The following is a 22241-nucleotide window of genomic DNA, read 5'->3' as shown; positions in this document are numbered from 1 at the left end:
TGATTAGTAAAAATACATGATTATTCGCCACAAGTTGAAATTGTAATGTCCATCACAGAACCGTATGCCGTAGCGGAATAATCCATAACTTCGCGATTTCCGGCCTGACACTTTTCCTCGCTTTCTCGTAATTTCAGTTAACGAATTTTGCTGTTGAGGCAGGAAAAATATGACATCAATAAATGACTCTACCCTAATGCCCGCTGCGCTGCGGGATACGCGCCGCATGAACCAGTTTGTCTCCATTGCCGCCGCCGTGGCGGGCCTGTTGTTTGGACTGGATATCGGCGTCATTGCCGGAGCGCTGCCGTTTATTACCGATCACTTTACCCTCAGCAACCGTCTGCAGGAGTGGGTGGTGAGCAGCATGATGCTCGGCGCGGCCATCGGGGCGCTGTTTAACGGCTGGCTGTCGTTCCGCCTGGGGCGCAAATACAGCCTGATGGTCGGGGCGGTCCTGTTCGTCGCGGGGTCGATCGGCTCCGCGTTTGCGACAAACGTAGAAGTGCTGCTGCTCTCCCGCGTGCTGCTGGGCGTGGCGGTGGGGATTGCCTCCTACACCGCGCCGCTTTATCTCTCCGAAATGGCGAGTGAGAACGTGCGCGGCAAGATGATCAGCATGTATCAGCTGATGGTCACGCTGGGCATCGTGCTGGCGTTCCTGTCTGATACCTACTTCAGCTACAGCGGCAACTGGCGCGCGATGCTGGGCGTGCTGGCCCTACCGGCGCTGGTGCTGATCGTCCTGGTGGTTTTCCTGCCAAACAGCCCGCGCTGGCTGGCGCAAAAAGGGCGCCACGTGGAGGCAGAAGAGGTCCTGCGCATGCTGCGCGATACCTCGGAAAAAGCGCGCGAAGAGCTGAACGAGATCCGCGAAAGCCTGAAGCTGAAGCAGGGCGGCTGGGCGCTGTTTAAGATCAACCGCAACGTGCGCCGCGCGGTCTTCCTCGGCATGTTGCTGCAGGCGATGCAGCAGTTCACCGGGATGAACATCATCATGTACTACGCGCCGCGCATTTTCAAAATGGCCGGGTTTACCACTACGGAACAGCAGATGATCGCAACTCTGGTGGTCGGGCTGACCTTTATGTTCGCCACGTTCATTGCGGTATTCACCGTGGACAAAGCCGGGCGTAAACCGGCGCTGAAAATCGGTTTTAGCGTAATGGCGATCGGCACGCTGATCCTCGGCTACTGCCTGATGCAGTTTGATAACGGCACCGCCTCAAGCGGGCTGTCCTGGCTTTCTGTCGGTATGACCATGATGTGTATCGCAGGTTACGCGATGAGCGCCGCGCCCGTGGTGTGGATCCTTTGCTCCGAAATTCAGCCGCTGAAATGCCGTGACTTTGGCATCACCTGTTCCACAACCACCAACTGGGTGTCGAACATGATCATCGGCGCGACGTTCCTGACGCTGCTGGATTCAATTGGTGCTGCCGGAACCTTCTGGCTCTACACGGTGCTGAACGTCGCGTTTATTGGCGTCACGTTCTGGCTGATCCCGGAAACCAAAGGCGTGACGCTGGAACACATCGAGCGCAGGCTGATGGGAGGGGAAAAACTGCGGAACATCGGCGTGTGATGTTTTTGCCCGTCCGAAGGCTGGAATACATGGCGTAACTTGAAAGGGAAAGGTGGCTTAATCACAGTAATAATGTGACTGAGATCACTACTAACTCGGGTAGGGAGTAGACACAGAGAGGGTACTGGCATTAGGATTTTTCTTAGATTGTTGAATTGTCTGGCTACAGCTATCAATTGAGCAAAGGCGCGTCGCATCCGGAAAAAGAAAAATCACTATGTCAGAAATGGATTTAAAAAAAAGCACGGACCTCGACTTTCCCCGTTATGCCGTCCCGGCTGTAAGCGCAAAAGAGATAGATCTTCTGGGACTGTTTGAGGTCCTTCTGGCGGCGAAAAAACGTATCGTCGCCATTGTCTTTACTTGCGCGCTGGTGGGGCTGGCCGTTTCATTTTTACTGCCGCAGAAATGGACCAGTAAAGCGGTGATCACCCCGGCAGAACAGGTGCAGTGGAACCCGCTGCGCCAGATGATGGTGGCGTTACAGGTGCTTGATGTGGACGTGAAGATTACCCGTCCTCAAATCTTTGACCTGTTTATTAAAAAGTTCCAGTCACAGTCATTGCTCGAAGAGTATATGACAACCTCTCCTTACGTAACGTCGCAGCTCCAAAGCACCGAGGTGGATCCGCTTGAACTGCATCGGGCGATAGTGAACATTTCAGACCGAATGAAGGCGGTGAATAACGCTCAGGGAAAAGAGGCGGATAAAACACCTTATGTTTCCTGGACATTGAGCTTCTCTGCGCCGACAGCAGACGATGCGCAAGCCGTCCTGGAGGGATACATCGATTATATTGCGGCTATTGTTGAAAAAGAGACGGTACAGAATATCCGCAACCTGATCGCCCTGAAAACGAACGTCGTTGAGCAGCAGCTGGAACTGGATCGCGTCCGTCTGACCAATATTCACAATACCAACCTGCAGCGGCTGAATTATTCGCTGGAAGTGGCAAATGCCGCTGGCATCAAGAAGCCGGTTTACAGCAACGGGCAGGCCGTAAAAGATGACCCGGATTACTCCGTTGCGCTCGGAGCAGACGGTATCGCGCAAAAGCTGCAGATTGAAAAAAATCTGAAGGATGTGACCGAGCTGAATGCAGAGTTCCAGAACCGGGAATACTATCTCGCCCAGCTGAAAAAGCTCTCCTTTGCCGATGTTAAGCTTGAGCCATTCAGGTACCAGCTTTCGCCCTCCATGCCGGTGAAAAAGGATGGTCCGGGCAAGGCCCTGATTGTCGTTCTGGCGGCGCTCCTGGGAGGCCTGTTTGCGTGCGGTAGCGTTTTATTGCGCGAGGCGATGCTCACCCGTACTTCGCCGCCAGAGCCGGTGGCGAAATAAATTCTGAAGTTTAAAAAGGCGCTGAACAGAGCGCCTTTTTTTATGTGCATCGGTTGTGTTAAAAAAAGAGACCAAAATAAGGAGGGATGATGAAAACGATCGGCCTGTTAGGTGGAATGAGCTGGGAATCGACAATCCCTTATTACCGCCTGATTAACGAAGGGGTAAAGCAGCGTCTGGGTGGTCTGCACTCCGCAAGCCTGCTGCTGCACAGCGTTGATTTCCATGAGATCGAAGCCTGCCAGTCGAGCGGCGAGTGGGATAAAGCCGGGGAGATCCTGGCCCAGGCGGCGCTGGGGCTGGAGCGCGCCGGCGCAGAGGGTATCGTGCTCTGTACCAATACCATGCACAAAGTGGCGTCGCATATTGAGGAGCGCTGCTCGCTGCCGTTTCTGCATATAGCGGACGCGACCGGGCGTGCGATTGCGGCCTCCGGAATGCGCCGCGTAGCGCTTTTAGGTACACGCTACACCATGGAACAGGATTTTTATCGCGGACGTTTGCACAGTGAATTTGGGATCGAAAGCCTGATCCCTGATGAAGACGATCGGGCGCGCATCAATCAGATTATCTTTGACGAGCTCTGCCTCGGTACCTTCAGCGAATCTTCCCGCGCGTATTACGTCAGCGTCATCGATAAACTCGCGCAGCAGGGGGCCGAAGGGGTGATATTCGGCTGCACCGAGATCGGTTTGCTGGTACCCGTCGAGCGAAGCCCCGTCCCGGTATTCGATACCACCGCCATCCATGCCGCGGATGCCGTGGCGTTTATGCTGTCATAGCGGGTTTTGCAGGTCAGGTAAGCGAAGCGCCACCTGACGCGCGTGCTCCGTTAAGTGTTCGGTGAACGCGTCCACCAGCGCGGAAGCCGGACGGTGCAGCGGGCGGATCAGGCTCACGGTGAACGGGACGGAGACGCTAAAGCGGCGGATGACGATCCCGCTTCCGGCATAGTCCAGCGCCGTGAGCGGATTCACCACCGCGACGCCGACCCCTGCACGCACCATCGCGCAAATCGAAGCCGCGCTGTGCGTTTCCACCACCATTCGCCGTTTGACCTGATGCTCTGCAAACAGCGTATCCAGCAGCTGTCTGTAGCTGTCGGTCTGCGACAGGCTAATGTAGTTTTCCCCGTGGAAATCCTCCGGTGTGAGCACCGCCTTACCGGCAAGCCGATGTCCGGCGGGCAGAACGCACACTTCATCTAATGAGAGCAACTCCGTGCGTGCCGTTCCCGCTGGCGTGGAGAGGGTTTCGGTCAGGCCTAAATCATGGCGCTGAGCCGAAAGCCACTCTTCAAGCAGGGGGGATTCCTGAGGCACGATGGTGAGGTTGACCTCCGGGTATCGGGCCAGAAAGGGTTGAAGCAGCATCGGCAAAAAAGATTGCGAAAAGACGGGCAGGCAGACGATCGACAGCTCGCCCTGGCGAAACTCGCGCAGGCTTTCCGCAGCGCTCACTATTCTGTCCAGTCCGTACCAGGAGCGCTGAACTTCCTCGAACAGGCGTAACCCCTGTACCGTTGGGTGAAGCCTGCCGCGGGTGCGTTCGAACAGCTTCAGCCCCAGCACTTTCTCAAAGCGCGCCAGCTCGCGGCTCACCGTCGGCTGCGAGGTATGCAGCATCTGCGCGGCTTCGGTGAGATTGCCGGTGGTCATCACGGCGTGAAAAATTTCGATGTGGCGTAAATTGACGGCGGGCATAGGGCACCTGAAAGCAGATTACTGTCCATATCATTTTTGCATAGACTCGCGATAAAACGATATTTTTTATTCTCTTCGTGCTGTGGCGTAATCATGAAAACGCATTTATCCGGAGAAGACCATGCCACGCCCGCTGAACCAGACTGATACCGATTTGAACGCCGACAACCTGCTGCGCCTGCCCGCCGAGTTTGGCTGCCCGGTGTGGGTCTACGACGCGCAGATCGTTCGCGAGAAGATCGCCGCCCTGCATCAGTTTGACGTGGTGCGCTTTGCCCAGAAGGCCTGCTCCAATATCCATATTCTGCGCCTGATGCGTGAGCAGGGCGTGAAGGTCGACTCCGTCTCACTGGGCGAAATCGAGCGCGCGCTGGCGGCCGGATTCGATCCGAAAGCCGACGGCGACGCGATCGTCTTTACCGCCGACGTGATCGACGATGCGACACTTGCGCGCGTCCACGAGCTGCAGATCCCGGTGAATGCCGGTTCTGTGGATATGCTGGAGCAGCTGGGGCAGGTTTCTCCCGGCCATCGCGTCTGGCTGCGCGTGAATCCGGGCTTTGGTCATGGCCACAGCCAAAAAACCAATACCGGCGGCGAAAACAGCAAGCACGGGATCTGGTATGCCGATATGCCTGCCGCGCTGGAGGTATTACAGCGCTATAGCCTGAAGCTGGTGGGTATTCATATGCACATTGGATCTGGCGTCGATTACGGCCACCTTGAGCAGGTGTGCGGCGCGATGGTGCGCCAGGTTATCGACTTCGGTCAGGATCTGGAGGCGATCTCTGCCGGTGGCGGCCTCTCCATTCCCTATCGCGAAGGCGAAGAGGCGATCGATACCGATCACTATTACGGTCTGTGGAGCGCCGCGCGTGACCAAATTGCCGCGCATCTTGGTCACGCGGTGAAGCTGGAAATTGAGCCGGGTCGTTTCCTGGTGGCGGAAGCCGGTGTGCTGGTTTCACAGGTGCGCAGCGTGAAAGAGATGGGGTCTCGCCACTTCGTATTGATTGACGCAGGCTTTAACGACCTGATGCGTCCGTCCATGTACGGCAGCTATCACCACATTACCGCCCTGGCTGCCGACGGCCGCGATTTAACGCAGGCGCCGCGGGTTGAGACGGTCGTTGCGGGGCCGCTGTGCGAATCGGGTGACGTGTTCACTCAGCAGGAAGGCGGCAAAGTGGAGACCCGCGCGCTGCCAGAGGTCAAACCGGGTGATTATCTTGTGCTGCATGATACCGGTGCCTACGGGGCGTCGATGTCATCTAACTACAACAGCCGCCCGCTGCTGCCGGAAGTGCTGTTTGATAACGGCAAGGCACGGCTGATCCGTCGTCGTCAGACCATTCAGGAACTGCTGGCTTTAGAACTCATCTGATGAAAGTACGGCCCCGTTGTGACCGAATCGCGTAAGACCAGCGTGCCGGTAAACGGCGGGATGGCATCGACCGGCTGGTTTTTAGCCAGCCGGATCGCCTGATCGATGGCCGTGACAATCATATTGTCGATGGGCAGATAAACCGACGAGAGCGCAGGCTCCAGCCATTTCGCGCTTGGGGCATCGTCAAAGCCGAACAGCGAAATATCCTGCGGGATTTTAAGCCCCGCCTGGTGTAACGCTTTGGACGCACCCAGCGCCATATCGTCGTTACAGGCAAACAGGGCGCTAAACGGCACGCCGTCGGCAATCAGCTCCTTGCACAGCTCGTATCCCCGCGTCATTCCCGCATCGCCGTACTTTATCCGGCGCTCGTCCAGGCGGATGCCGTGCTTTTCCAGCGCCTTGCGATAGCCCATCAGCCTCGCTTTCCCGGTTGGGGTATGGATCGGAACGGTGATACAGGCGATCTCCCGATGTCCCTGGCCGATCAGGTAATCCACGGCCTTAAACGCGGCATCCTGCTGTTCGAAGAACACACAGCGATCCGGCGCCTGGCTCACTTCACGGTTAATGACCACCAGCGGCGTTTTCACGGTGTCCATCAGTTTGACGATCGCTTTCTCGCTCATGTAGCGCGTGTAAAGCACGATGGCATCGCACTGGCGATCGGCCAGCATCTGCACCGCCTGTTCTTCCTGTTCCGGCGCGTCGTGGCCATCGGTGACGATCAGCTGTTTCCCGTGGGTTTCGGTCTGCCGCGACGCCTGCTGGAGAAGACGACCAAAGTAAAAGCCGTCGAAGGTGGAGACGACCAGACCAATGCTGTTGCTGGTTTGGTTAGCCAGCGAGCGCGCGAGAAAGTTTGGGCGATAGCCCAGCTCTTCCATCGCCGCAAACACCTGCTGACGCGTACTCTCTTTAACCTGACCCGTGCCGTTCAGCACGCGCGATACCGTGGCCTTCGACACGCCCGCACGCAGTGAGACATCCAGCATTGTTGCCATTCTACATTCCTGCTTCCACGTAATGGTCTGCAGTTTAACACAGACCTCACGGCGTATAAGCGATGCGGGAAGCGCAAAAACTCCGCCACGATCACGCTTTTTGGCAACGACCTGACAGCACGGAATTATCGTCGTTAAGTGGTATGCCAAAATGGTCAAAAATACTCATCTGGAATACCTCTTGCTCCGTTGAGAGCTTAATCACAGAATGGAAAGCCTCATAAAGCTATTTTTGGTATGCCAATAGTATCCGGCTGTACACCTTATTCAATAAAAGCCCTTTTACTGAGGTATTACCCTATGGCATTACAGGAAAAACTGATCGACGCTCTGGGCAGTTTTGCCACCAAATTCAACAGCTATCGCTACATCATGGCGATCAAGTCTGCCTTTATTACCTTAATGCCGGTCATCATCGTTGGGGCATTCTCCGTGCTGATCTCCAACATGGTCCTGGATCCGAAAAATGGCCTGGCGAGCTTCCAGTCGCTGTCGTTTCTCGCCGCGCTAAAGCCGATCACCAGCGCGCTAAACTACGCCACGCTTAACTTCCTCAACATCGGCGCGGTGTTTTTGATTGGCGTGGAGCTGGGGCGGATTAACGGGATCAAATCCCTGTTCCCCGGCCTGCTGGCGGTGATCTGCTTCATCTGCGTGACGCCGACCACGGTGGAAATGCTGGTGGACGGCGAAATGCACGTGGTGAAAGACGTGCTGATGCGCCAGTTCTCCGACACCCGCAGCCTGTTCCTCGGCATGTTTATCGCCATTCTCTCCGTCGAGGTCTACTGCTGGCTGGAAAACCGCAAGGGGCTGAAGATTAAGATGCCGGATACCGTACCGCCTAACGTGGCGGCATCGTTCTCGGCCCTGATCCCGGCGATTATCACCACCACGGCGATTGCCACGTTTGGCTTCGTTTTCCACCAGCTTACCGGCATGTATCTCTACGACGCGGTCTACCAGGTGGTGCAGCAGCCGCTGGAGCGCGTGGTGCAAAGCCTGCCTGGCATTCTGCTGCTGATGTTTGTCGCCCAGCTGTTCTGGGTGATTGGTATTCATGGCAACCAGATGATCAAGCCTATCCGCGAGCCGCTGCTGCTGGGGGCGATCACCGTTAACATGAGCGCCTTTGAGCAGGGCAAAGAGGTGCCGAACATCATCACCATGCCGTTCTGGGACGTGTATATGAGCATCGGGGGGTCAGGGCTGACCATCGGCCTGCTGATCGCGGTGATGATCGCCACCAAACGTAAAGAGATGAAGGAGATCGCCAAGCTCTCTATTGGCCCCGGCATTTTCAACATTAACGAACCGGTGATCTTCGGTATGCCAATCATGCTCAACCCGATCCTTGCCATTCCGTTCATCATTACGCCGCTGGTTACCGGCTCCATCGGTTACTTTGCGACGGTAACCGGTTTTGCCGGCAAAGCCGTCGTGATGGTGCCGTGGACCACACCGCCGCTGATTAACGCCTGGCTTTCCACCGCAGGCTCAATGGGGGCGGTGATAACCCAGCTTATTTGCATTGTCACTGCCGTCATTATCTACCTGCCGTTTGTGAAAATTGCCTCACGCCGTGCAGATCAGGCCGCGCTGCAGCAAGCTACCGATAACGCCTGAGGTGATGATGAGCATAAAAAAGATAACCCTGCCGCAGGATTTTATTCTCGGCGCAGCGGCGTCAGCCTGGCAAACCGAAGGCTGGAGCGGCAAAAAACCGGGCCAGGATTCGTGGATCGATCTCTGGTACAAAAACGATCGTCACGTCTGGCATAACGGCTATGGACCGGCGGTGGCGACCGATTTTATCAACCGCTTCCGCGAAGATGTAGCCCTGATGAAGCAGGCGGGGCTGACGCACTACCGGACCTCGATAAACTGGTCACGGTTTTTGACCGACTATGAAAACGTGACGATAGATGAGGAGTACGCTGCGTATTACGCCGCCCTGTTCGATGAAATGCACCGCCAGGGTATTGAACCGATGATCTGCCTGGAGCATTACGAGCTACCTGGCGTGCTGCTTGAGAAATACGGCGGCTGGGCGTCGAAGCATGTGGTTGAACTGTTTGTCCGCTACGCGGAAAAGGTGTTTGAACGCTTTCACGGCAGCGTCACCCGCTGGTTTACCTTCAATGAGCCGATTGTGGTGCAGACCCGCGTTTATCTGGATGCGTTGCGCTGGCCGTACGAGCAGAACACCGGCACCTGGATGCAGTGGAATCACCACAAGGTGCTGGCGACGGCGAAGGTTGTGAAGCTGTTTCGGGAGAAAGGGTATGACGGTTCCGTAGGCTGTATTCTCAACCCGGAAGTGACCTATCCGCGCTCGCGTGCGCCGCACGACGTGCGGGCGGCGGAGATGTACGATCTCTTCTACAACCGTGTCTTTCTCGACCCGCTGGTGCACGGGCGCTATCCGCAGGCGCTCTTTACCCTGCTGGAGCAGCACCAGGTGCCGTGGGCCTATACGGATGACGAACTGGCGCTGATTGCCGACAACACCGTCGACGAATTAGGGATCAACCTCTACTACCCGCACAGGGTGAAAGCGCCTTCCCGCGCCTGGCATCCGGAGACCCCGTTCCACCCGGCGTACTACTACGAGCCGTTTGAACTCCCGGGGCGACGGATGAACAGATCCCGCGGCTGGGAGATTTATCCGCGCATTATCTACGACATGGCGATGCGGATTAAAAAGGAGTACCGCAATATCGACTGGTTCGTGGCGGAAAGCGGAATGGGCGTTGAAAACGAAGCGCAGTTCCGCAACCGTGACGGCATTATTGATGATGTCTACCGCATCGACTTTATCAGCGAACATCTCTATTACACGCTGCTGGCGCGCGAGGAGGGGGCGAACTGCCACGGCTATATGCTGTGGGCCTTTACCGACAACGTCTCGCCGATGAACGCCTTCAAAAATCGCTATGGTCTGATTGAGATTGATCTTGAGGATAACCGCGCCCGGCGCGCCAAAAAATCGGCATCCTGGTTCCGTCAGCTGCGCGATGAGCGCGTCCTGACGCTCAGCGTTGACGATGAATGGAAGTAAGCGTTCTGATAAAATAGCGTACAAACTGGCCGGGAGGACGCCCGGCCTGCGCATTAACTGAAAAAACAGGTGAAAACGTGGATAAGGCTGTCATCCTGCCGGAAAAAAAACAGTACCAGGAAATTGGCGAGGATTTACGGGCGCAAATTATCCAGGGGCATTATCCCGTTGGGTCGCGCCTGCCGCCGGAGCGCAACATTGCCGAGACCTATGGCGTAAGCCGCACTATCGTGCGCGAGGCGCTGCTGATGCTGGAGCTGCAGGGCACGGTGGATATCCGTCAGGGCTCGGGTGTTTACGTCATGCGCATCCCCGACGAACATGAAAATGAGGAAGAGCGTTTCCTCAACAGCGACGTGGGCCCGTTTGAGATTTTGCAGGCTCGCCAGCTGCTCGAAAGCAACATCGCAGCTTTTGCCGCCAAAATGGCGACGCGGGCGGATATCGATAATCTGCGCCGCATCATCGAGCAGGAGCAGCGCGCCATTGCCGCGGACGACAACAGCCAGGACAACAACAAGATGTTCCACCTGGTGCTGGCGGGCGCAACGCAAAATCAGATGCTGCTGGCAACAGTGGAAAGTATCTGGCACCACATGGACAGCAGCCCGCTGTGGCAGCAGTTTAACGTCCATATTGCCAGTCGTGCGTATCGCCTGAAATGGCTGGGCGACCGGCAAACCATTCTTGCTGCCCTGCGCCGTCGCGACGTGATGGGGGCCTGGCAGGCGATGTTCCAGCATCTGGAAAATGTGAAAAAAAGTTTGCTGGAGCTGTCTGATGAAGATGCGCCGGATTTCGACGGTTATCTGTTTGAGTCAGTTCCTCTTTTTCAGGGGAAACTGATATGAAGATCCTCCCGCTGTACGCCGCGCCGCAGTTTGCGGAGCAGGTGATCGACTGGATCTGGCAGGCCTTCGGTGACGGCCTGCCGCGTGAATTTTTCCAGAGCGTTATCGATCACAGCCAGACGCCCGGCGCGCTGCCGATGACGTTTATTGCCGTTGAGGATGAACGTCTTCTGGGCACCGTCGGATTATGGCGCTGCGATCTCATCACGCGTCAGGATCTTTATCCCTGGCTGGCGGCGCTGTACGTGGATGAGGCGGCGCGAGGAAAAGGACTCGCGGGGAAGCTTCAGGAGCATGTTATTGCGTATGCCGCGCAGGCCGGGTACACCGAGCTGCATCTGTGGTCTGCCTGCCGCGACTTTTACGAACGTTACGGCTGGCAGTATATCGGTGATGGGCTGGAATACCCCAACACGCGGGTTCACCTCTACCGTTATTCGCTCTGCGCTTCCGCAGGCGACGCAACGGAGTGACGACGAACCAGCGTCGGGCTAAACAGATGCGTAATATCCGGCGGCTGGCGCTGTTCAGCCAGCGCTAACGCCAGCTCGGCGGCCTGCGTTGCCATGGTGATAATCGGGTAGCGCACGGTGGTCAGACGCGGGCGCACGTAGCGAGAGACCAGCACGTCATCGAAGCCTATCAGCGAAATTTCTGCCGGTACCTCAATCCCGTTGTCATTCAACACCCCCATTGCCCCTGCGGCCATCGAGTCGTTATAGCTGGCAACCGCCGTGAAATTCCGTCCGCGACCCAGCAGCTCGGTCATGGCCTGTTCACCGCCGCTTTCATCCGGTTCACCGTAGGCCACCAGGCGATCGTTACACGGCAGTCTGTTTTCGCGCAGGGCATCGTAGTAGCCCTGCAGGCGGTCTTCCGCATCAGAAATAGGGTGATTAGAACAGAGATAGCCAATCCGGGTGTGACCCTGTTGAATCAGATGACGGGTCGCAAGCCATGCGCCGTAGCGGTCGTCGAGCGCCACGCAGCGTTTTTCAAATCCGGGAATTATGCGGTTGATGATGACCATCCCGGGGATCTGCTTCATCAGATGAATCAGTTCGGCATCCGGGATCATTTTGGCGTGAACCACCAGCGCCGCGCAGCGGTGGCGGATCAGCTGCTCGATGGCCTGGCGTTCTTTTTGTTCATTATGATAGCCATTGCCGATCAGCAAAAAATTGCCTGTCTGATAAGAAACCTGCTCAACGGCTTTCACCATGGCGCCGAAAAAGGGATCGGAGACATCGCCCACCACCAGCCCAATGGTTTCTGTGGACTGCTGGGCGAGCGCGCGGGCATTGGCATTGGGATGATAGTTCAGGGATTCCATGGCGTTTTGTACCGCCTGGCGTGATGCGTCACTGGCTTTCGGTGAGTTGTTAATCACGCGGGAGACGGTTGCCACCGACACACCTGCCAGACGGGCCACATCCTTTATTGTCGCCATTCATTACCTTCTTATTGGGGGTAAGCGTTTACACACCAAATAGTGTTGCGGAAAAGCGGCGCGCATTCAAGGGGAGCGGATTTCCGCTCTCCACAAACGTGACGCAGGACAACCCTGGCGGTGTAATCGTTACACGCGCAGTCATGTCTGAAAAATGTCAATCTGAACCTTTGGTTACACTTTGCCTCAGGCTGTTGCGATTGTCCGATGGCGAGGACGTTAAAGAGGTTGATACAGTCGAGATCCCAGAGGTATTGATAGGTGGAATCAACTCCGGTTGATTAACACGCTTTACACCAACCTGCGTTTTTACGCAGGTTTTTTTTTGCCTGACAGTTCAACCTGTAACAGCAACAGAGAATATTCACACCTGGTTGCACTTCGGCTCATTCCCTTGCGTTTTCCTGCTGGCGAAGCGCAGTGTGAACGGCCAGAATCAAGATCCCAGAGGTATTGATTGGTGAGAATTCTTAGTACGGTTTCGTACTCATCTCTTGCACCAACCTGCGCGGATGCGCAGGTTTTTTTTCGCCTCCACTTTTGCTGTCGCTCCCGTATCACTTCTCGTGTAATCTGCCACCATTTACTATCAACCCTCCACACTGGCTGGCAAAGGGAGTTGAGATGCTATTTGGGTTCTTCCGTACACTATTTCGTATTCTCTTTCGCATCCGCGTCACTGGCGATGCCCAGGCGCTTCGCGGCGAACGCGTTCTTATCACACCAAATCATGTTTCCTTTATAGATGGCATCCTGCTGGCGCTGTTTCTGCCCGTGCGCCCGGTGTTTGCGGTCTATACCTCCATCAGCCAGCAGTGGTACATGCGCTGGCTCACGCCGCTGATTGATTTTGTGCCGCTCGATCCGACAAAGCCGATGATGATTAAGCATCTGGTGCGTCTGGTCGAGCAGGGTCGTCCGGTGGTCATTTTCCCGGAAGGGCGTATTTCAGTGACCGGTTCGCTGATGAAAATCTATGACGGCGCGGGGTTTGTCGCGGCGAAGTCAAAAGCGACCGTGGTGCCGCTGCGCATTGAAGGCGCAGAGCTGAGCCATTTCAGCCGCCTTAAGGGGCGGGTGAAGCAGCGTCTGTTCCCAAAAATCACGCTGCATATTCTGCCGCCAACGTCGTTACCGATGCCGGACGCGCCGCGTGCCCGCGATCGCCGTAAAATTGCCGGGGAAATGCTGCACCAGATTATGATGGAAGCGCGCATGGCCGTGCGTCCGCGCGAAACGCTGTACGAGTCTCTGCTTTCCGCGCAGCACCGCTATGGCGCGAAGAAAAACTGCATCGAAGACATCAACTTTACTCCGGATACCTATCGCAAACTGCTGACCAAGACCCTGTTTGTGGGCCGCATTCTTGAAAAGTACAGCAAGAAGGGCGAGAAAATTGGCCTGATGCTGCCTAACGCGGGCATCAGCGCGGCGGTGATTTTTGGTGCGGTTTCCCGGGGGCGCATCCCGGCAATGATGAACTACACGGCGGGCGTGAAAGGGCTGACCAGCGCCATCACCGCTGCCCAGATTAATACCGTCTTTACCTCTCGTCAGTTCCTGGACAAAGGCAAGCTCTGGCATCTTCCCGAGCAGCTCACCCAGGTGCGCTGGGTCTTCCTGGAGGATCTGAAGGCGGACGTAACCACCGGCGACAAGCTGTGGATTTTTGCTCACCTGCTGATGCCGCGTCTGGCCCAGGTCAAACAGCAGCCGGAAGATGACGCGATTATCCTCTTCACGTCGGGATCGGAGGGCAACCCAAAAGGCGTCGTCCACAGCCACAAGAGCATTCTGGCGAACGTTGAGCAGATTAAAAGCATCGCCGACTTTACCGCGGATGACCGTTTTATGTCGGCGCTGCCGCTGTTCCACTCCTTTGGCCTGACGGTGGGGCTGTTTACGCCGCTGCTGACCGGCGCAGAAGTGTTCCTCTATCCAAGCCCGCTGCATTACCGCATTGTGCCGGAGCTGGTGTATGACCGTAACTGCACCGTCCTGTTCGGCACCTCAACGTTCCTCGGCAACTACGCGCGTTTCGCCAATCCGTATGACTTCTATCGCGTGCGGTATGTGGTGGCCGGTGCGGAAAAACTGCAGGAGAGCACGCGTCAGATCTGGCAGGACAAGTTCGGCCTGCGCATTCTCGAAGGCTATGGCGTTACCGAGTGTGCTCCCGTGGTCTCGATTAACGTTCCGATGGCGGCGAAGCCGGGTACGGTGGGCCGAATTCTGCCGGGAATGGATGCGCGTCTGCTTGCCGTGCCGGGCATTGAGGACGGTGGCCGTCTGCAGCTGAAAGGGCCAAACGTGATGAACGGTTATCTGCGCGTGGAAAACCCAGGCGTGCTGGAGGTCCCGACGGCGGAAAACGTCAACGGCGAGATTGAAACCGGCTGGTACGACACCGGTGATATTGTCCGTTTTGATGAACAAGGCTTTGTTCAGATTCAGGGACGTGCGAAACGCTTCGCCAAAATCGCCGGTGAAATGGTCTCTCTGGAAATGGTTGAGCAGCTGGCGATGGCCGTGTCCGCAGATAAGATGCATGCGACGGTGGTGAAGAGTGATGCCAGCAAAGGTGAGGCGCTGGTGCTGTTTACGACCGACGCTGAGCTTAAGCGCGACAGGTTACTGAGCTATGCGCGTGAACACGGTATCCCTGAACTGGCGGTGCCGCGCGATATTCGCTTCCTGAAGCAGCTCCCGGTGCTGGGTAGCGGGAAGCCCGATTTCGTGACCCTGAAAGGCATGGTTGAAGAGGCGGAACAGCAAAATGCGTGAGTCAGTACACACTAACACATCGCTCAGATCGAAAGGCATGATGGCCGTTATCGCTGCGCAGTTTCTCTCTGCGTTTGGTGATAACGCGCTGCTGTTTGCCACTCTGGCGCTGCTGAAGGCCGAATTTTACCCCGACTGGAGCCAGCCGATCCTGCAGATGGTGTTTGTGGGTGCTTACATTATCTTTGCTCCGTTTGTCGGGCAGGTGGCAGACAGCTTCCCCAAAGGCCGGGTGATGATGTTTGCCAACGGTCTCAAGCTGCTGGGGGCTGCCAGCATTTGCTTTGGCTTCAACCCGTTTATTGGCTACACGCTGGTGGGCATTGGCGCCGCCGCCTATTCCCCGGCGAAGTATGGCATTCTCGGAGAACTGACCACGGGCGATAAGCTGGTGAAAGCCAACGGCCTGATGGAGTCGTCAACCATTGCCGCCATCCTGCTCGGATCCGTTGCGGGCGGCGTACTGGCCGACTGGCATGTACTGGCGGCACTGGGCGTTTGCGCGGCGGTGTATGGCGGCGCGGTCGTGGCAAACCTGTTTATTCCCAAACTGCCGGTTGCTCGCCCGGGGCAATCCTGGCGCTTTAAACCGATGACCGGCAGTTTCTTTACCGCCTGTCGCGTGCTTTGGCGTAACGGAGAAACGCGTTTCTCCCTGATGGGAACCAGTATGTTCTGGGGCGCGGGCGTTACGCTGCGCTTCCTGCTGGTGCTGTGGGTGCCCGTGGCGCTGGGGATTACTGACAACGCGACGCCGACCTATCTGAATGCGATGGTAGCCATCGGCATTGTGGTGGGGGCAGGCGCGGCGGCGAAGCTGGTGACGCTCGAGACGGTAGCACGCTGCATGCCCGCAGGGATCCTGATTGGCGTCGTGGTGCTGATTTTCTCGCTGCAACATGCGTTATTGCCTGCGTATGTCCTCCTCATCCTGATTGGTATTCTGGGCGGTTTCTTCGTGGTGCCGCTGAACGCGTTGCTGCAGGAGCGTGGCAAACAGACCGTCGGGGCGGGGAATGCCATCGCCGTACAAAACCTGGGTGAAAACCTGGCGATGCTGCTAATGCTGGGGCTCTACTCGCTGGCGGTGAAAGTCGGTGTGCCGGTGGTGGGGATTGGCGTCGGGTTTGGCGGGCTGTTTGCGCTGGCGATTGCGGGTTTGTGGATCTGGCAGCGTCGGCGTTGATAAGTGCGGCCTGATGCCCTCACCCCGGCCCTCTCCCACAGGGAGAGGGAGCAAACCCTAAAAACGGCAACGTGCGTTGCCGTTTTGCTTTTATTACGGTGCCGGGTATGTGTATACCTGATGCACCGCTTCAATCTCCGCTAACACCTCTTCACTCAGGTTCAGATGGAAACTCTCAATATTGGTTTTCAGCTGTTCCATCGTGGTTGCGCCAAGCAGGGTGCTGGCAACAAACGGCTGACGACGCACGAAGGCCAGCGCCATCTGCGCAGGGTCAAGACCGTGACGCTTTGCGATATCCACATAGGCTGCAACGGCTTTCTGCGTTTGCTCTCCGCTGTAGCGGGTAAAGCGGCTAAAGAGGGTATTTCGCGCCCCGGCCGGCTTCGCGCCGTTAAGGTATTTCCCCGTCAGCGTGCCAAAGCCGAGACAGGAATAGGCGAGCAGTTCCACTTCTTCATATTGCGTCACTTCGGCCAGACCCACCTCATAGCTACGGTTAAGCAGGCTGTACGGGTTCTGGATGGTGACGATACGCGGCAGATCGTGTTTATCTGCAAGGTGCAGATAGCGCATTACGCCAAAGGCCGTTTCGTTAGAGACGCCAATGTAGCGGATTTTTCCCGCGCGCTGGCACTCGGTCAGCGCTTCCAGCGTTTCCAGCAGCGTTACGGCGGGGGCGCTCTCATTCCAGCTGTAGCCGAGCTTACCAAAGCAGTTGGTTGGGCGCTGCGGCCAGTGCACCTGATACAGGTCGAGGTAGTCGGTTTGCAGGCGCTTCAGGCTGGCGTCCAGTGCGGCGCGGATATTCTTACGATCGAGGATCTGATTCGGGCGGATCCCGGTATCGTTGTTGCGCGCGGGACCGCTGACTTTTGAGGCAATCACCAGCTTTTCACGGTTGCCGTGTTTTGCCAGCCAGTTACCGACGTAGGTTTCGGTAAGTCCCTGCGTTTCCGGACGGGGAGGAACAGGGTACATCTCCGCGACATCAATCAGGTTAATCCCCTGGCTGACGGCGTAATCGAGTTGTGCATGGGCATCGGCTTCGCTGTTTTGTTCACCAAATGTCATCGTGCCCAACCCCAGTTGGCTTATTTCCAGAGCGCTGTGGGGGATACGGTGATAATGCATAGCCGGCTTCCTCAGTAGACTTATAGACCGCGTCAGGGCGTGCCCGACAAAGGAATATAAACATGGCAGAGGGGAAGCAAAAGGGGAAGAAAAAATTAAAAAGGCCAGCAAGCGACTGACCTCTCTCTGTTTATCGCTCGATAATTTGCGAGACTTCGTCGCGATTGATCTGCATTTTATTACCTTCCTGGTCGCGGTAGCTGACCAGACCGGTATCATCGTCGACTTCGGGTTTGCCGTCGGTCAGGATCATTCGACCGTCTTTTGTCGCCATAACGTAATCGCTGCTACAGCCCGATACGGCAAACGCTAAACCGACTGCTGAAACTAACACTGCCCATTTTTTCATCGTTATCGTCCTCATCTGGCGCGTATCAAATCATAATCTAGTATTAACCCGATATGGCGACTTGAGGAAGCGGTAAAATCTTAAAAAGCAGTCGATTATGTTTGAGAGCTCGCAAAATAAGTAAAAAACTATGTTTTTAACAGGAAATGACGTGCCAGGAGTGCGCCGGTGAAATTCTTTTTGAGATAAAAACCGCGCGGCAACGTCAGTATCGGCTCGCCCTGCGCGCCGATTGCCTCGGTAAGCGCTTTACTGTTGGCCGCTTTCGGGCGCAGTTGTAATACTTCTCCATGTCGGGCGGTGATGCGCTCTACCTGCCCAAGCACAATCATGTCCATCAGCTCCTCCCAGTCCAGCCGCAGCTGATGCTCTTCATCGTCGTTCGGGCTCCAGAGCAGCGGCGCGCCAACGCGACGCTCAGCCAGGGGGATCTGACGCTCACCTTCAACCGGTACCCACAGCACGCGCTTCAGCTTGTGGCGAACGTGGCTGGTTTCCCACGTTACGCCGGTGTTGCCGGTTAATGGCGCAACGCAGACGAAGGTGGTCTCAAGGGGCTTGCCCTGGCGGTCTACAGGGATGGTTTTTAACTCCACGCCAAGCGCTGCAAAATCCTGCTCGGGTTTGCTCCCTGCGCTGGCGCCCAGCCAAAGTTCAAGCAGCATGCCGATCCAGCCTTTATCCCTCTTCAGATCCTTCGGGATCTGAAGCCCTGCCATTGCCGCCAGTTCGCCAAGCGAAAAGCCTGCCAGACGCTGTGCCTGCTGTAGCAACCGGCCTTCGCTGGACGGCGGTGAGAGCAAGGGTGTAAGCGGATGCATGAAGGTAACCTTTTGATTAAAAAATAAACGAAGAAATTGTCCCCTGTGGATAGAGTTTAACTATTTCTGTACCAATATTCTATGTCTATGATTTATAGATTTTTTTATTGATTTGAAATCGTTTCACCTGAGTCAGAAAACCGGTTGTTCAAATCTGGTCACTGACAATGAACAGGATCTTACACCATGTTATCCACAGAAAAATGGGATAACTGGGCATAACCCTAACTACTGTTTCAATTTACAGCCTTGACGTGCGATGAAAATCGAATTTTCAAACAAATTGTGACTAACTTATTGGCACAATCTGTGGATAAAACCGACGCTGTTCGATCTTTCATCAGCACCACGATCCCTGATGTGACGATCGTCACGCTATTCTGTTTTGTGTTGAAGGATATACATTTAACTATATGAAAATAATTACATTATTTAATTCAGGTAAAAGAGAGAGCACGGCGGTGTTTTAGGTTGTTCATCGGTAATCAGACACTTCTTCACAACTATATCCACAGAAAAGGTGAATAAAATTCCCTTCACTGACTCTCATCTGTTTATAACTCAGCACTTATTTGTGAGTTATTCAAATGTTATTAGGCTGCAGCCCTGTAAGAGAGTGGTTTACCGCCTCCCTGTAGTGTGAAACAATCATTCATATATAAGGTTTAGTTTGGGGTAGTCCGGTGATTGATGACGATGGCTACCGCCCGAACGTAGGAATAGTAATTTGTAATCGTCAGGGCCAGGTAATGTGGGCCCGGCGATATGGTCAGCACTCCTGGCAGTTCCCGCAAGGCGGGATCAATCCAGGAGAGTCCCCAGAACAAGCGATGTACCGGGAGCTTTTTGAAGAGGTCGGTTTAAGCCGAAAAGATGTTCGCATCCTGGCTTCGACCCGCAACTGGTTGCGTTACAAGTTACCGAAACGTTTGGTGCGTTGGGACACAAAGCCGGTTTGTATCGGCCAGAAACAGAAGTGGTTTCTGTTGCAGTTGGTGGGCAACGATTCAGACATCAATATGCAAACCAGCAGTACGCCGGAGTTCGATGGCTGGCGCTGGGTGAGCTATTGGTATCCTGTTCGTCAGGTCGTGTCATTTAAACGCGATGTTTACCGTAGGGTGATGAAAGAGTTTGCAAGTGTGGTAATGCAGCTTCAGGAGATCCCGCCTAAGCCGCAGAGCGCACCTGCATGGCGACGTAAAAGAGGTTAAGCTACGCAAATCATGCTCACCCGCTTGCGAGAAATAGTCGAGAAGGTGGCCAGTGCTCCGCGTCTGAACGAGGCGCTGAATATTCTGGTCACTGACATCTGTCTTGCGATGGAGACCGAGGTCTGTTCGGTGTATCTGGCCGACCACGATCGGCGCTGCTATTACCTGATGGCGACCCGTGGTTTGAAAAAACCACGTGGACGTACCGTAACGCTCGCCTTTGATGAAGGTATCGTCGGGCTGGTTGGTCGGCTGGCTGAACCTATCAACCTTGCTGACGCACAAAAACACCCCAGCTTTAAATACATCCCTTCCGTAAAAGAAGAGCGCTTCCGCGCTTTCCTTGGCGTGCCGATTATCCAGCGCCGCCAGCTGCTCGGCGTGCTGGTCGTCCAGCAGCGCGAGCTACGTCAATACGATGAAAGCGAAGAGTCTTTCCTCGTCACGCTGGCCACGCAGATGGCGGCGATTCTCTCCCAGTCTCAGCTTGCCGCGCTTTTTGGTCAGTATCGCCATACGCGCATTCGCGCTCTTCCTGCCTCGCCAGGCGTGGCGATAGCGGAAGGCTGGATGGACGCCACCCTGCCGCTAATGGAGCAGGTTTACGAAGCCTCAACGCTTGATGAAGCGCTTGAGCGCGAGCGTCTTACCGCCGCGCTGGAAGAGGCGGCGAATGAATTTCGTCGTTACAGCAAGCGCTTTGCCGCAGGCGCACAAAAAGAGACGGCGGCCATCTTCGACCTCTATTCGCACCTGCTCTCCGATGCGCGTCTGCGTCGTGAGCTTTTTGCGGAAGTGGACAAAGGCTCGGTCGCTGAGTGGGCGGTAAAGAAGGTAATCGAAAAATTTGCCGACCAATTTGCGGCATTGACCGACGGTTACCTGAAGGAGCGGGCTGGTGATCTCCGCGCTCTGGGACAACGTCTACTGTTCCATCTCGATGACACCATTCAGGGGCCGAATGCCTGGCCAAAACGGTTTGTTCTGGTCGCCGATGAACTCTCGGCAACGACGCTGGCTGAACTGCCTCAGGACAGGCTGGCCGGTGTGGTGGTGCGCGATGGTGCCGCCAACTCACACGCCGCCATTATGGTGCGCGCGCTGGGTATTCCGACCGTTATGGGCGCGGATATCCAGCCGTCGGTACTGCACCGCCGTACGCTGGTGGTTGACGGCTATCGCGGTGAGCTGCTGGTCGATCCTGAGCCGGTTCTGCTCCAGGAATACCAGCGTCTTATCAGCGAAGAGAATGAATTAAGCAAGCTGGCGGAAGATGACGTTAACCTCCCCGCACAGCTGAAGAGCGGTGAGCGGATCAAAGTCATGCTCAACGCCGGTTTAAGCCCGGAGCATGAAGAAAAGCTTGGCAGCCGCATCGACGGTATTGGCCTGTACCGTACTGAAATTCCGTTTATGCTGCAGAGCGGTTTCCCCTCGGAAGAGGAGCAGGTGGCGCAGTATCAGGGCATGCTGCAGATGTTTAACGACAAACCTGTCACCCTGCGAACCCTGGACGTCGGGGCGGATAAACAGCTGCCCTATATGCCGATCAGCGAAGAAAACCCGTGCCTGGGCTGGCGTGGGATCCGCATTACGCTCGACCAGCCGGAGATCTTCCTGATCCAGGTGCGTGCGATGCTGCGCGCCAACGCGGCGACGGGCAATCTCAGCATCTTACTGCCGATGGTCACCAGCATTGATGAGATCGACGAGTCCCGGCGACTGATCGAACGTGCGGGTCGTGAAGTGGAAGAGATGATCGGCTACGCGATCCCGAAACCACGGATTGGGGTGATGCTTGAAGTGCCGTCTATGGTCTTTATGCTGCCGCAGCTGGCAAACCGCGTTGATTTTATCTCTGTCGGCACGAACGACCTGACGCAATATATCCTGGCCGTCGACCGTAACAATACCCGCGTCGCCAGTATCTACGACAGCCTGCATCCGGCGATCATTCGCGCGTTAGCGATGATCGCCCGTGAAGCGGAACAGTACGGCATTGATTTACGCCTGTGCGGTGAAATGGCCGGGGATTCAATGTGTGTTGCAATCCTGATTGGTCTGGGATTCCGCCACCTGTCGATGAACGGTCGTGCCGTCGCCCGCGTGAAATACCTGCTGCGGCATATCGACATCAATGATGCCCGCGAGCTGGCTGAACGCAGCCTTGACGCACAGCTGGCAGCTGAAGTTCGTCATCAGGTCGCGGCGTTTATGGAACGACGCGGTATGGGCGGCCTGATCCGCGGTGGCCGCTAATCGTCTTTCGCCCTCTCCCTGTGGGTGAGGGCGCCAGCGCGCATAAAACCCTATACACATCTTTTACATCTCTGGCGCATCCTCCGCGCCCGCCTTGTGCTATGATTCGCA

Annotated in this window: 18 protein-coding genes; 12 read left to right on the top strand and 6 right to left on the bottom strand. The window is 55.9% G+C overall.

The window, feature by feature from the left end; translation table 11 throughout:
- Positions 1–169 precede the first annotated feature (169 nt).
- The 3 genes from araE (at position 170) to AC2TE5_RS18475 (ending at position 3709) form a co-directional block, all read left to right on the top strand.
- Positions 170–1585: an arabinose-proton symporter AraE gene (gene araE, locus AC2TE5_RS18485; RefSeq protein ID WP_484612161.1), complete on the top strand. Its 1416-nt coding sequence runs from the start codon at positions 170–172 to the stop codon at positions 1583–1585.
- A 217-nt stretch (positions 1586–1802) separates the two neighbouring features.
- Positions 1803–2927: an LPS O-antigen length regulator Wzz(fepE) gene (gene wzz(fepE), locus AC2TE5_RS18480; protein WP_484612160.1), complete on the top strand. Its 1125-nt coding sequence runs from the start codon at positions 1803–1805 to the stop codon at positions 2925–2927.
- Positions 2928–3016: 89 nt separating this feature from the next.
- Entirely contained in the window at positions 3017–3709 is a 693-nt protein-coding gene (locus AC2TE5_RS18475) for an aspartate/glutamate racemase (protein ID WP_213328698.1), read from the top strand.
- Here AC2TE5_RS18475 and AC2TE5_RS18470 read toward each other — a convergent pair.
- The gene (locus tag AC2TE5_RS18470; RefSeq protein ID WP_213328680.1) at positions 3704–4630 is read right to left on the bottom strand and encodes a LysR family transcriptional regulator; all 927 of its coding nucleotides are present in this window, start codon (positions 4628–4630) and stop codon (positions 3704–3706) included. The genes AC2TE5_RS18475 and AC2TE5_RS18470 overlap by 6 nt on opposite strands.
- A gap of 121 nt (positions 4631–4751) precedes the next feature.
- Here AC2TE5_RS18470 and lysA point away from each other — a divergent pair, with 121 nt between their 5' ends.
- Positions 4752–6014 carry a diaminopimelate decarboxylase gene (lysA, locus tag AC2TE5_RS18465; protein WP_484612159.1) on the top strand — a complete coding sequence of 421 codons (1263 nt, stop codon included), beginning with the start codon at positions 4752–4754 and terminating at the stop codon, positions 6012–6014.
- Here lysA and AC2TE5_RS18460 read toward each other — a convergent pair.
- Entirely contained in the window at positions 5984–7021 is a 1038-nt protein-coding gene (locus AC2TE5_RS18460; RefSeq protein ID WP_213328678.1) for a LacI family DNA-binding transcriptional regulator, read from the bottom strand. The genes lysA and AC2TE5_RS18460 overlap by 31 nt on opposite strands.
- Positions 7022–7321: 300 nt before the next feature.
- Here AC2TE5_RS18460 and AC2TE5_RS18455 point away from each other — a divergent pair, with 300 nt between their 5' ends.
- The 4 genes from AC2TE5_RS18455 to AC2TE5_RS18440 all read left to right on the top strand — a co-directional run bounded on the left by AC2TE5_RS18455 (position 7322) and on the right by AC2TE5_RS18440 (position 11406).
- A complete protein-coding gene (locus tag AC2TE5_RS18455) occupies positions 7322–8647 on the top strand; it encodes a PTS sugar transporter subunit IIC (protein ID WP_193940401.1) in 1326 nt (441 codons plus the stop codon).
- A 7-nt stretch (positions 8648–8654) separates the two neighbouring features.
- Positions 8655–10082 (top strand): glycoside hydrolase family 1 protein, encoded by a 1428-nt coding sequence (locus tag AC2TE5_RS18450; RefSeq protein ID WP_484613360.1) that lies wholly within the window; start codon positions 8655–8657, stop codon positions 10080–10082.
- 77 nt (positions 10083–10159) lie between these two features.
- Positions 10160–10933 carry a GntR family transcriptional regulator gene (locus AC2TE5_RS18445; protein ID WP_024909303.1) on the top strand — a complete coding sequence of 258 codons (774 nt, stop codon included), beginning with the start codon at positions 10160–10162 and terminating at the stop codon, positions 10931–10933.
- Complete coding sequence (locus AC2TE5_RS18440) at positions 10930–11406, top strand: GNAT family N-acetyltransferase (RefSeq protein ID WP_484612158.1); 477 nt, start codon at positions 10930–10932, stop codon at positions 11404–11406. The genes AC2TE5_RS18445 and AC2TE5_RS18440 overlap by 4 nt, the downstream gene beginning before the upstream one ends.
- Here AC2TE5_RS18440 and galR read toward each other — a convergent pair.
- On the bottom strand, positions 11367–12383 hold the full coding sequence (gene galR, locus AC2TE5_RS18435; protein ID WP_484612157.1) for an HTH-type transcriptional regulator GalR: 1017 nt from the start codon (positions 12381–12383) through the stop codon (positions 11367–11369). The genes AC2TE5_RS18440 and galR overlap by 40 nt on opposite strands.
- A gap of 624 nt (positions 12384–13007) precedes the next feature.
- Between galR and aas the strand changes: the two genes are divergently transcribed.
- Together aas and lplT are read left to right on the top strand one after the other, a co-directional pair.
- The gene (gene aas, locus AC2TE5_RS18430) at positions 13008–15167 is read left to right on the top strand and encodes a bifunctional acyl-ACP--phospholipid O-acyltransferase/long-chain-fatty-acid--ACP ligase (RefSeq protein ID WP_484612156.1); all 2160 of its coding nucleotides are present in this window, start codon (positions 13008–13010) and stop codon (positions 15165–15167) included.
- The gene (gene lplT, locus AC2TE5_RS18425) at positions 15160–16353 is read left to right on the top strand and encodes a lysophospholipid transporter LplT (protein WP_024909299.1); all 1194 of its coding nucleotides are present in this window, start codon (positions 15160–15162) and stop codon (positions 16351–16353) included. Before aas ends, lplT begins: the two co-directional genes overlap by 8 nt.
- Positions 16354–16446: 93 nt before the next feature.
- On the opposite strand, the gene AC2TE5_RS18420 is transcribed toward lplT, so the two are convergent.
- From AC2TE5_RS18420 to mutH, 3 genes are all read right to left on the bottom strand, one after another.
- Complete coding sequence (locus AC2TE5_RS18420; RefSeq protein WP_038417288.1) at positions 16447–17487, bottom strand: NADP(H)-dependent aldo-keto reductase; 1041 nt, start codon at positions 17485–17487, stop codon at positions 16447–16449.
- A 130-nt stretch (positions 17488–17617) separates the two neighbouring features.
- Positions 17618–17836 (bottom strand): YgdI/YgdR family lipoprotein, encoded by a 219-nt coding sequence (locus tag AC2TE5_RS18415; RefSeq protein ID WP_008499668.1) that lies wholly within the window; start codon positions 17834–17836, stop codon positions 17618–17620.
- Between the two features lie 128 nt (positions 17837–17964).
- Positions 17965–18657: a DNA mismatch repair endonuclease MutH gene (mutH, locus tag AC2TE5_RS18410; protein ID WP_484612155.1), complete on the bottom strand. Its 693-nt coding sequence runs from the start codon at positions 18655–18657 to the stop codon at positions 17965–17967.
- Between the two features lie 683 nt (positions 18658–19340).
- On the opposite strand from mutH, the gene rppH reads away from it, so the two are divergent.
- The gene (gene rppH, locus AC2TE5_RS18405; protein WP_013098553.1) at positions 19341–19871 is read left to right on the top strand and encodes an RNA pyrophosphohydrolase; all 531 of its coding nucleotides are present in this window, start codon (positions 19341–19343) and stop codon (positions 19869–19871) included.
- Positions 19872–19883: 12 nt separating this feature from the next.
- Positions 19884–22130 carry a phosphoenolpyruvate--protein phosphotransferase gene (gene ptsP / locus AC2TE5_RS18400; RefSeq protein ID WP_159514832.1) on the top strand — a complete coding sequence of 749 codons (2247 nt, stop codon included), beginning with the start codon at positions 19884–19886 and terminating at the stop codon, positions 22128–22130.
- Positions 22131–22241 lie beyond the last annotated feature (111 nt).

Source organism: Enterobacter sp. N5-15, assembly GCF_057221635.1.
This window is presented reverse-complemented; position numbering and strand designations above follow the sequence as displayed.

Coding starts and splice junctions, on each gene's coding strand:
- AC2TE5_RS18455 (WP_193940401.1), top strand. CDS start 7,322: ATGGCATTACAGGAAAAACTGATCGACGCTCTGGGCAGTTTTGCCACC.
- lysA (WP_484612159.1), top strand. CDS start 4,752: ATGCCACGCCCGCTGAACCAGACTGATACCGATTTGAACGCCGACAAC.
- AC2TE5_RS18475 (WP_213328698.1), top strand. CDS start 3,017: ATGAAAACGATCGGCCTGTTAGGTGGAATGAGCTGGGAATCGACAATC.
- AC2TE5_RS18460 (WP_213328678.1), bottom strand. CDS start 7,021: ATGGCAACAATGCTGGATGTCTCACTGCGTGCGGGCGTGTCGAAGGCC.
- araE (WP_484612161.1), top strand. CDS start 170: ATGACATCAATAAATGACTCTACCCTAATGCCCGCTGCGCTGCGGGAT.
- mutH (WP_484612155.1), bottom strand. CDS start 18,657: ATGCATCCGCTTACACCCTTGCTCTCACCGCCGTCCAGCGAAGGCCGG.
- AC2TE5_RS18440 (WP_484612158.1), top strand. CDS start 10,930: ATGAAGATCCTCCCGCTGTACGCCGCGCCGCAGTTTGCGGAGCAGGTG.
- aas (WP_484612156.1), top strand. CDS start 13,008: ATGCTATTTGGGTTCTTCCGTACACTATTTCGTATTCTCTTTCGCATC.
- AC2TE5_RS18420 (WP_038417288.1), bottom strand. CDS start 17,487: ATGCATTATCACCGTATCCCCCACAGCGCTCTGGAAATAAGCCAACTG.
- AC2TE5_RS18450 (WP_484613360.1), top strand. CDS start 8,655: ATGAGCATAAAAAAGATAACCCTGCCGCAGGATTTTATTCTCGGCGCA.
- AC2TE5_RS18415 (WP_008499668.1), bottom strand. CDS start 17,836: ATGAAAAAATGGGCAGTGTTAGTTTCAGCAGTCGGTTTAGCGTTTGCC.
- ptsP (WP_159514832.1), top strand. CDS start 19,884: ATGCTCACCCGCTTGCGAGAAATAGTCGAGAAGGTGGCCAGTGCTCCG.
- AC2TE5_RS18470 (WP_213328680.1), bottom strand. CDS start 4,630: ATGCCCGCCGTCAATTTACGCCACATCGAAATTTTTCACGCCGTGATG.
- galR (WP_484612157.1), bottom strand. CDS start 12,383: ATGGCGACAATAAAGGATGTGGCCCGTCTGGCAGGTGTGTCGGTGGCA.
- lplT (WP_024909299.1), top strand. CDS start 15,160: ATGCGTGAGTCAGTACACACTAACACATCGCTCAGATCGAAAGGCATG.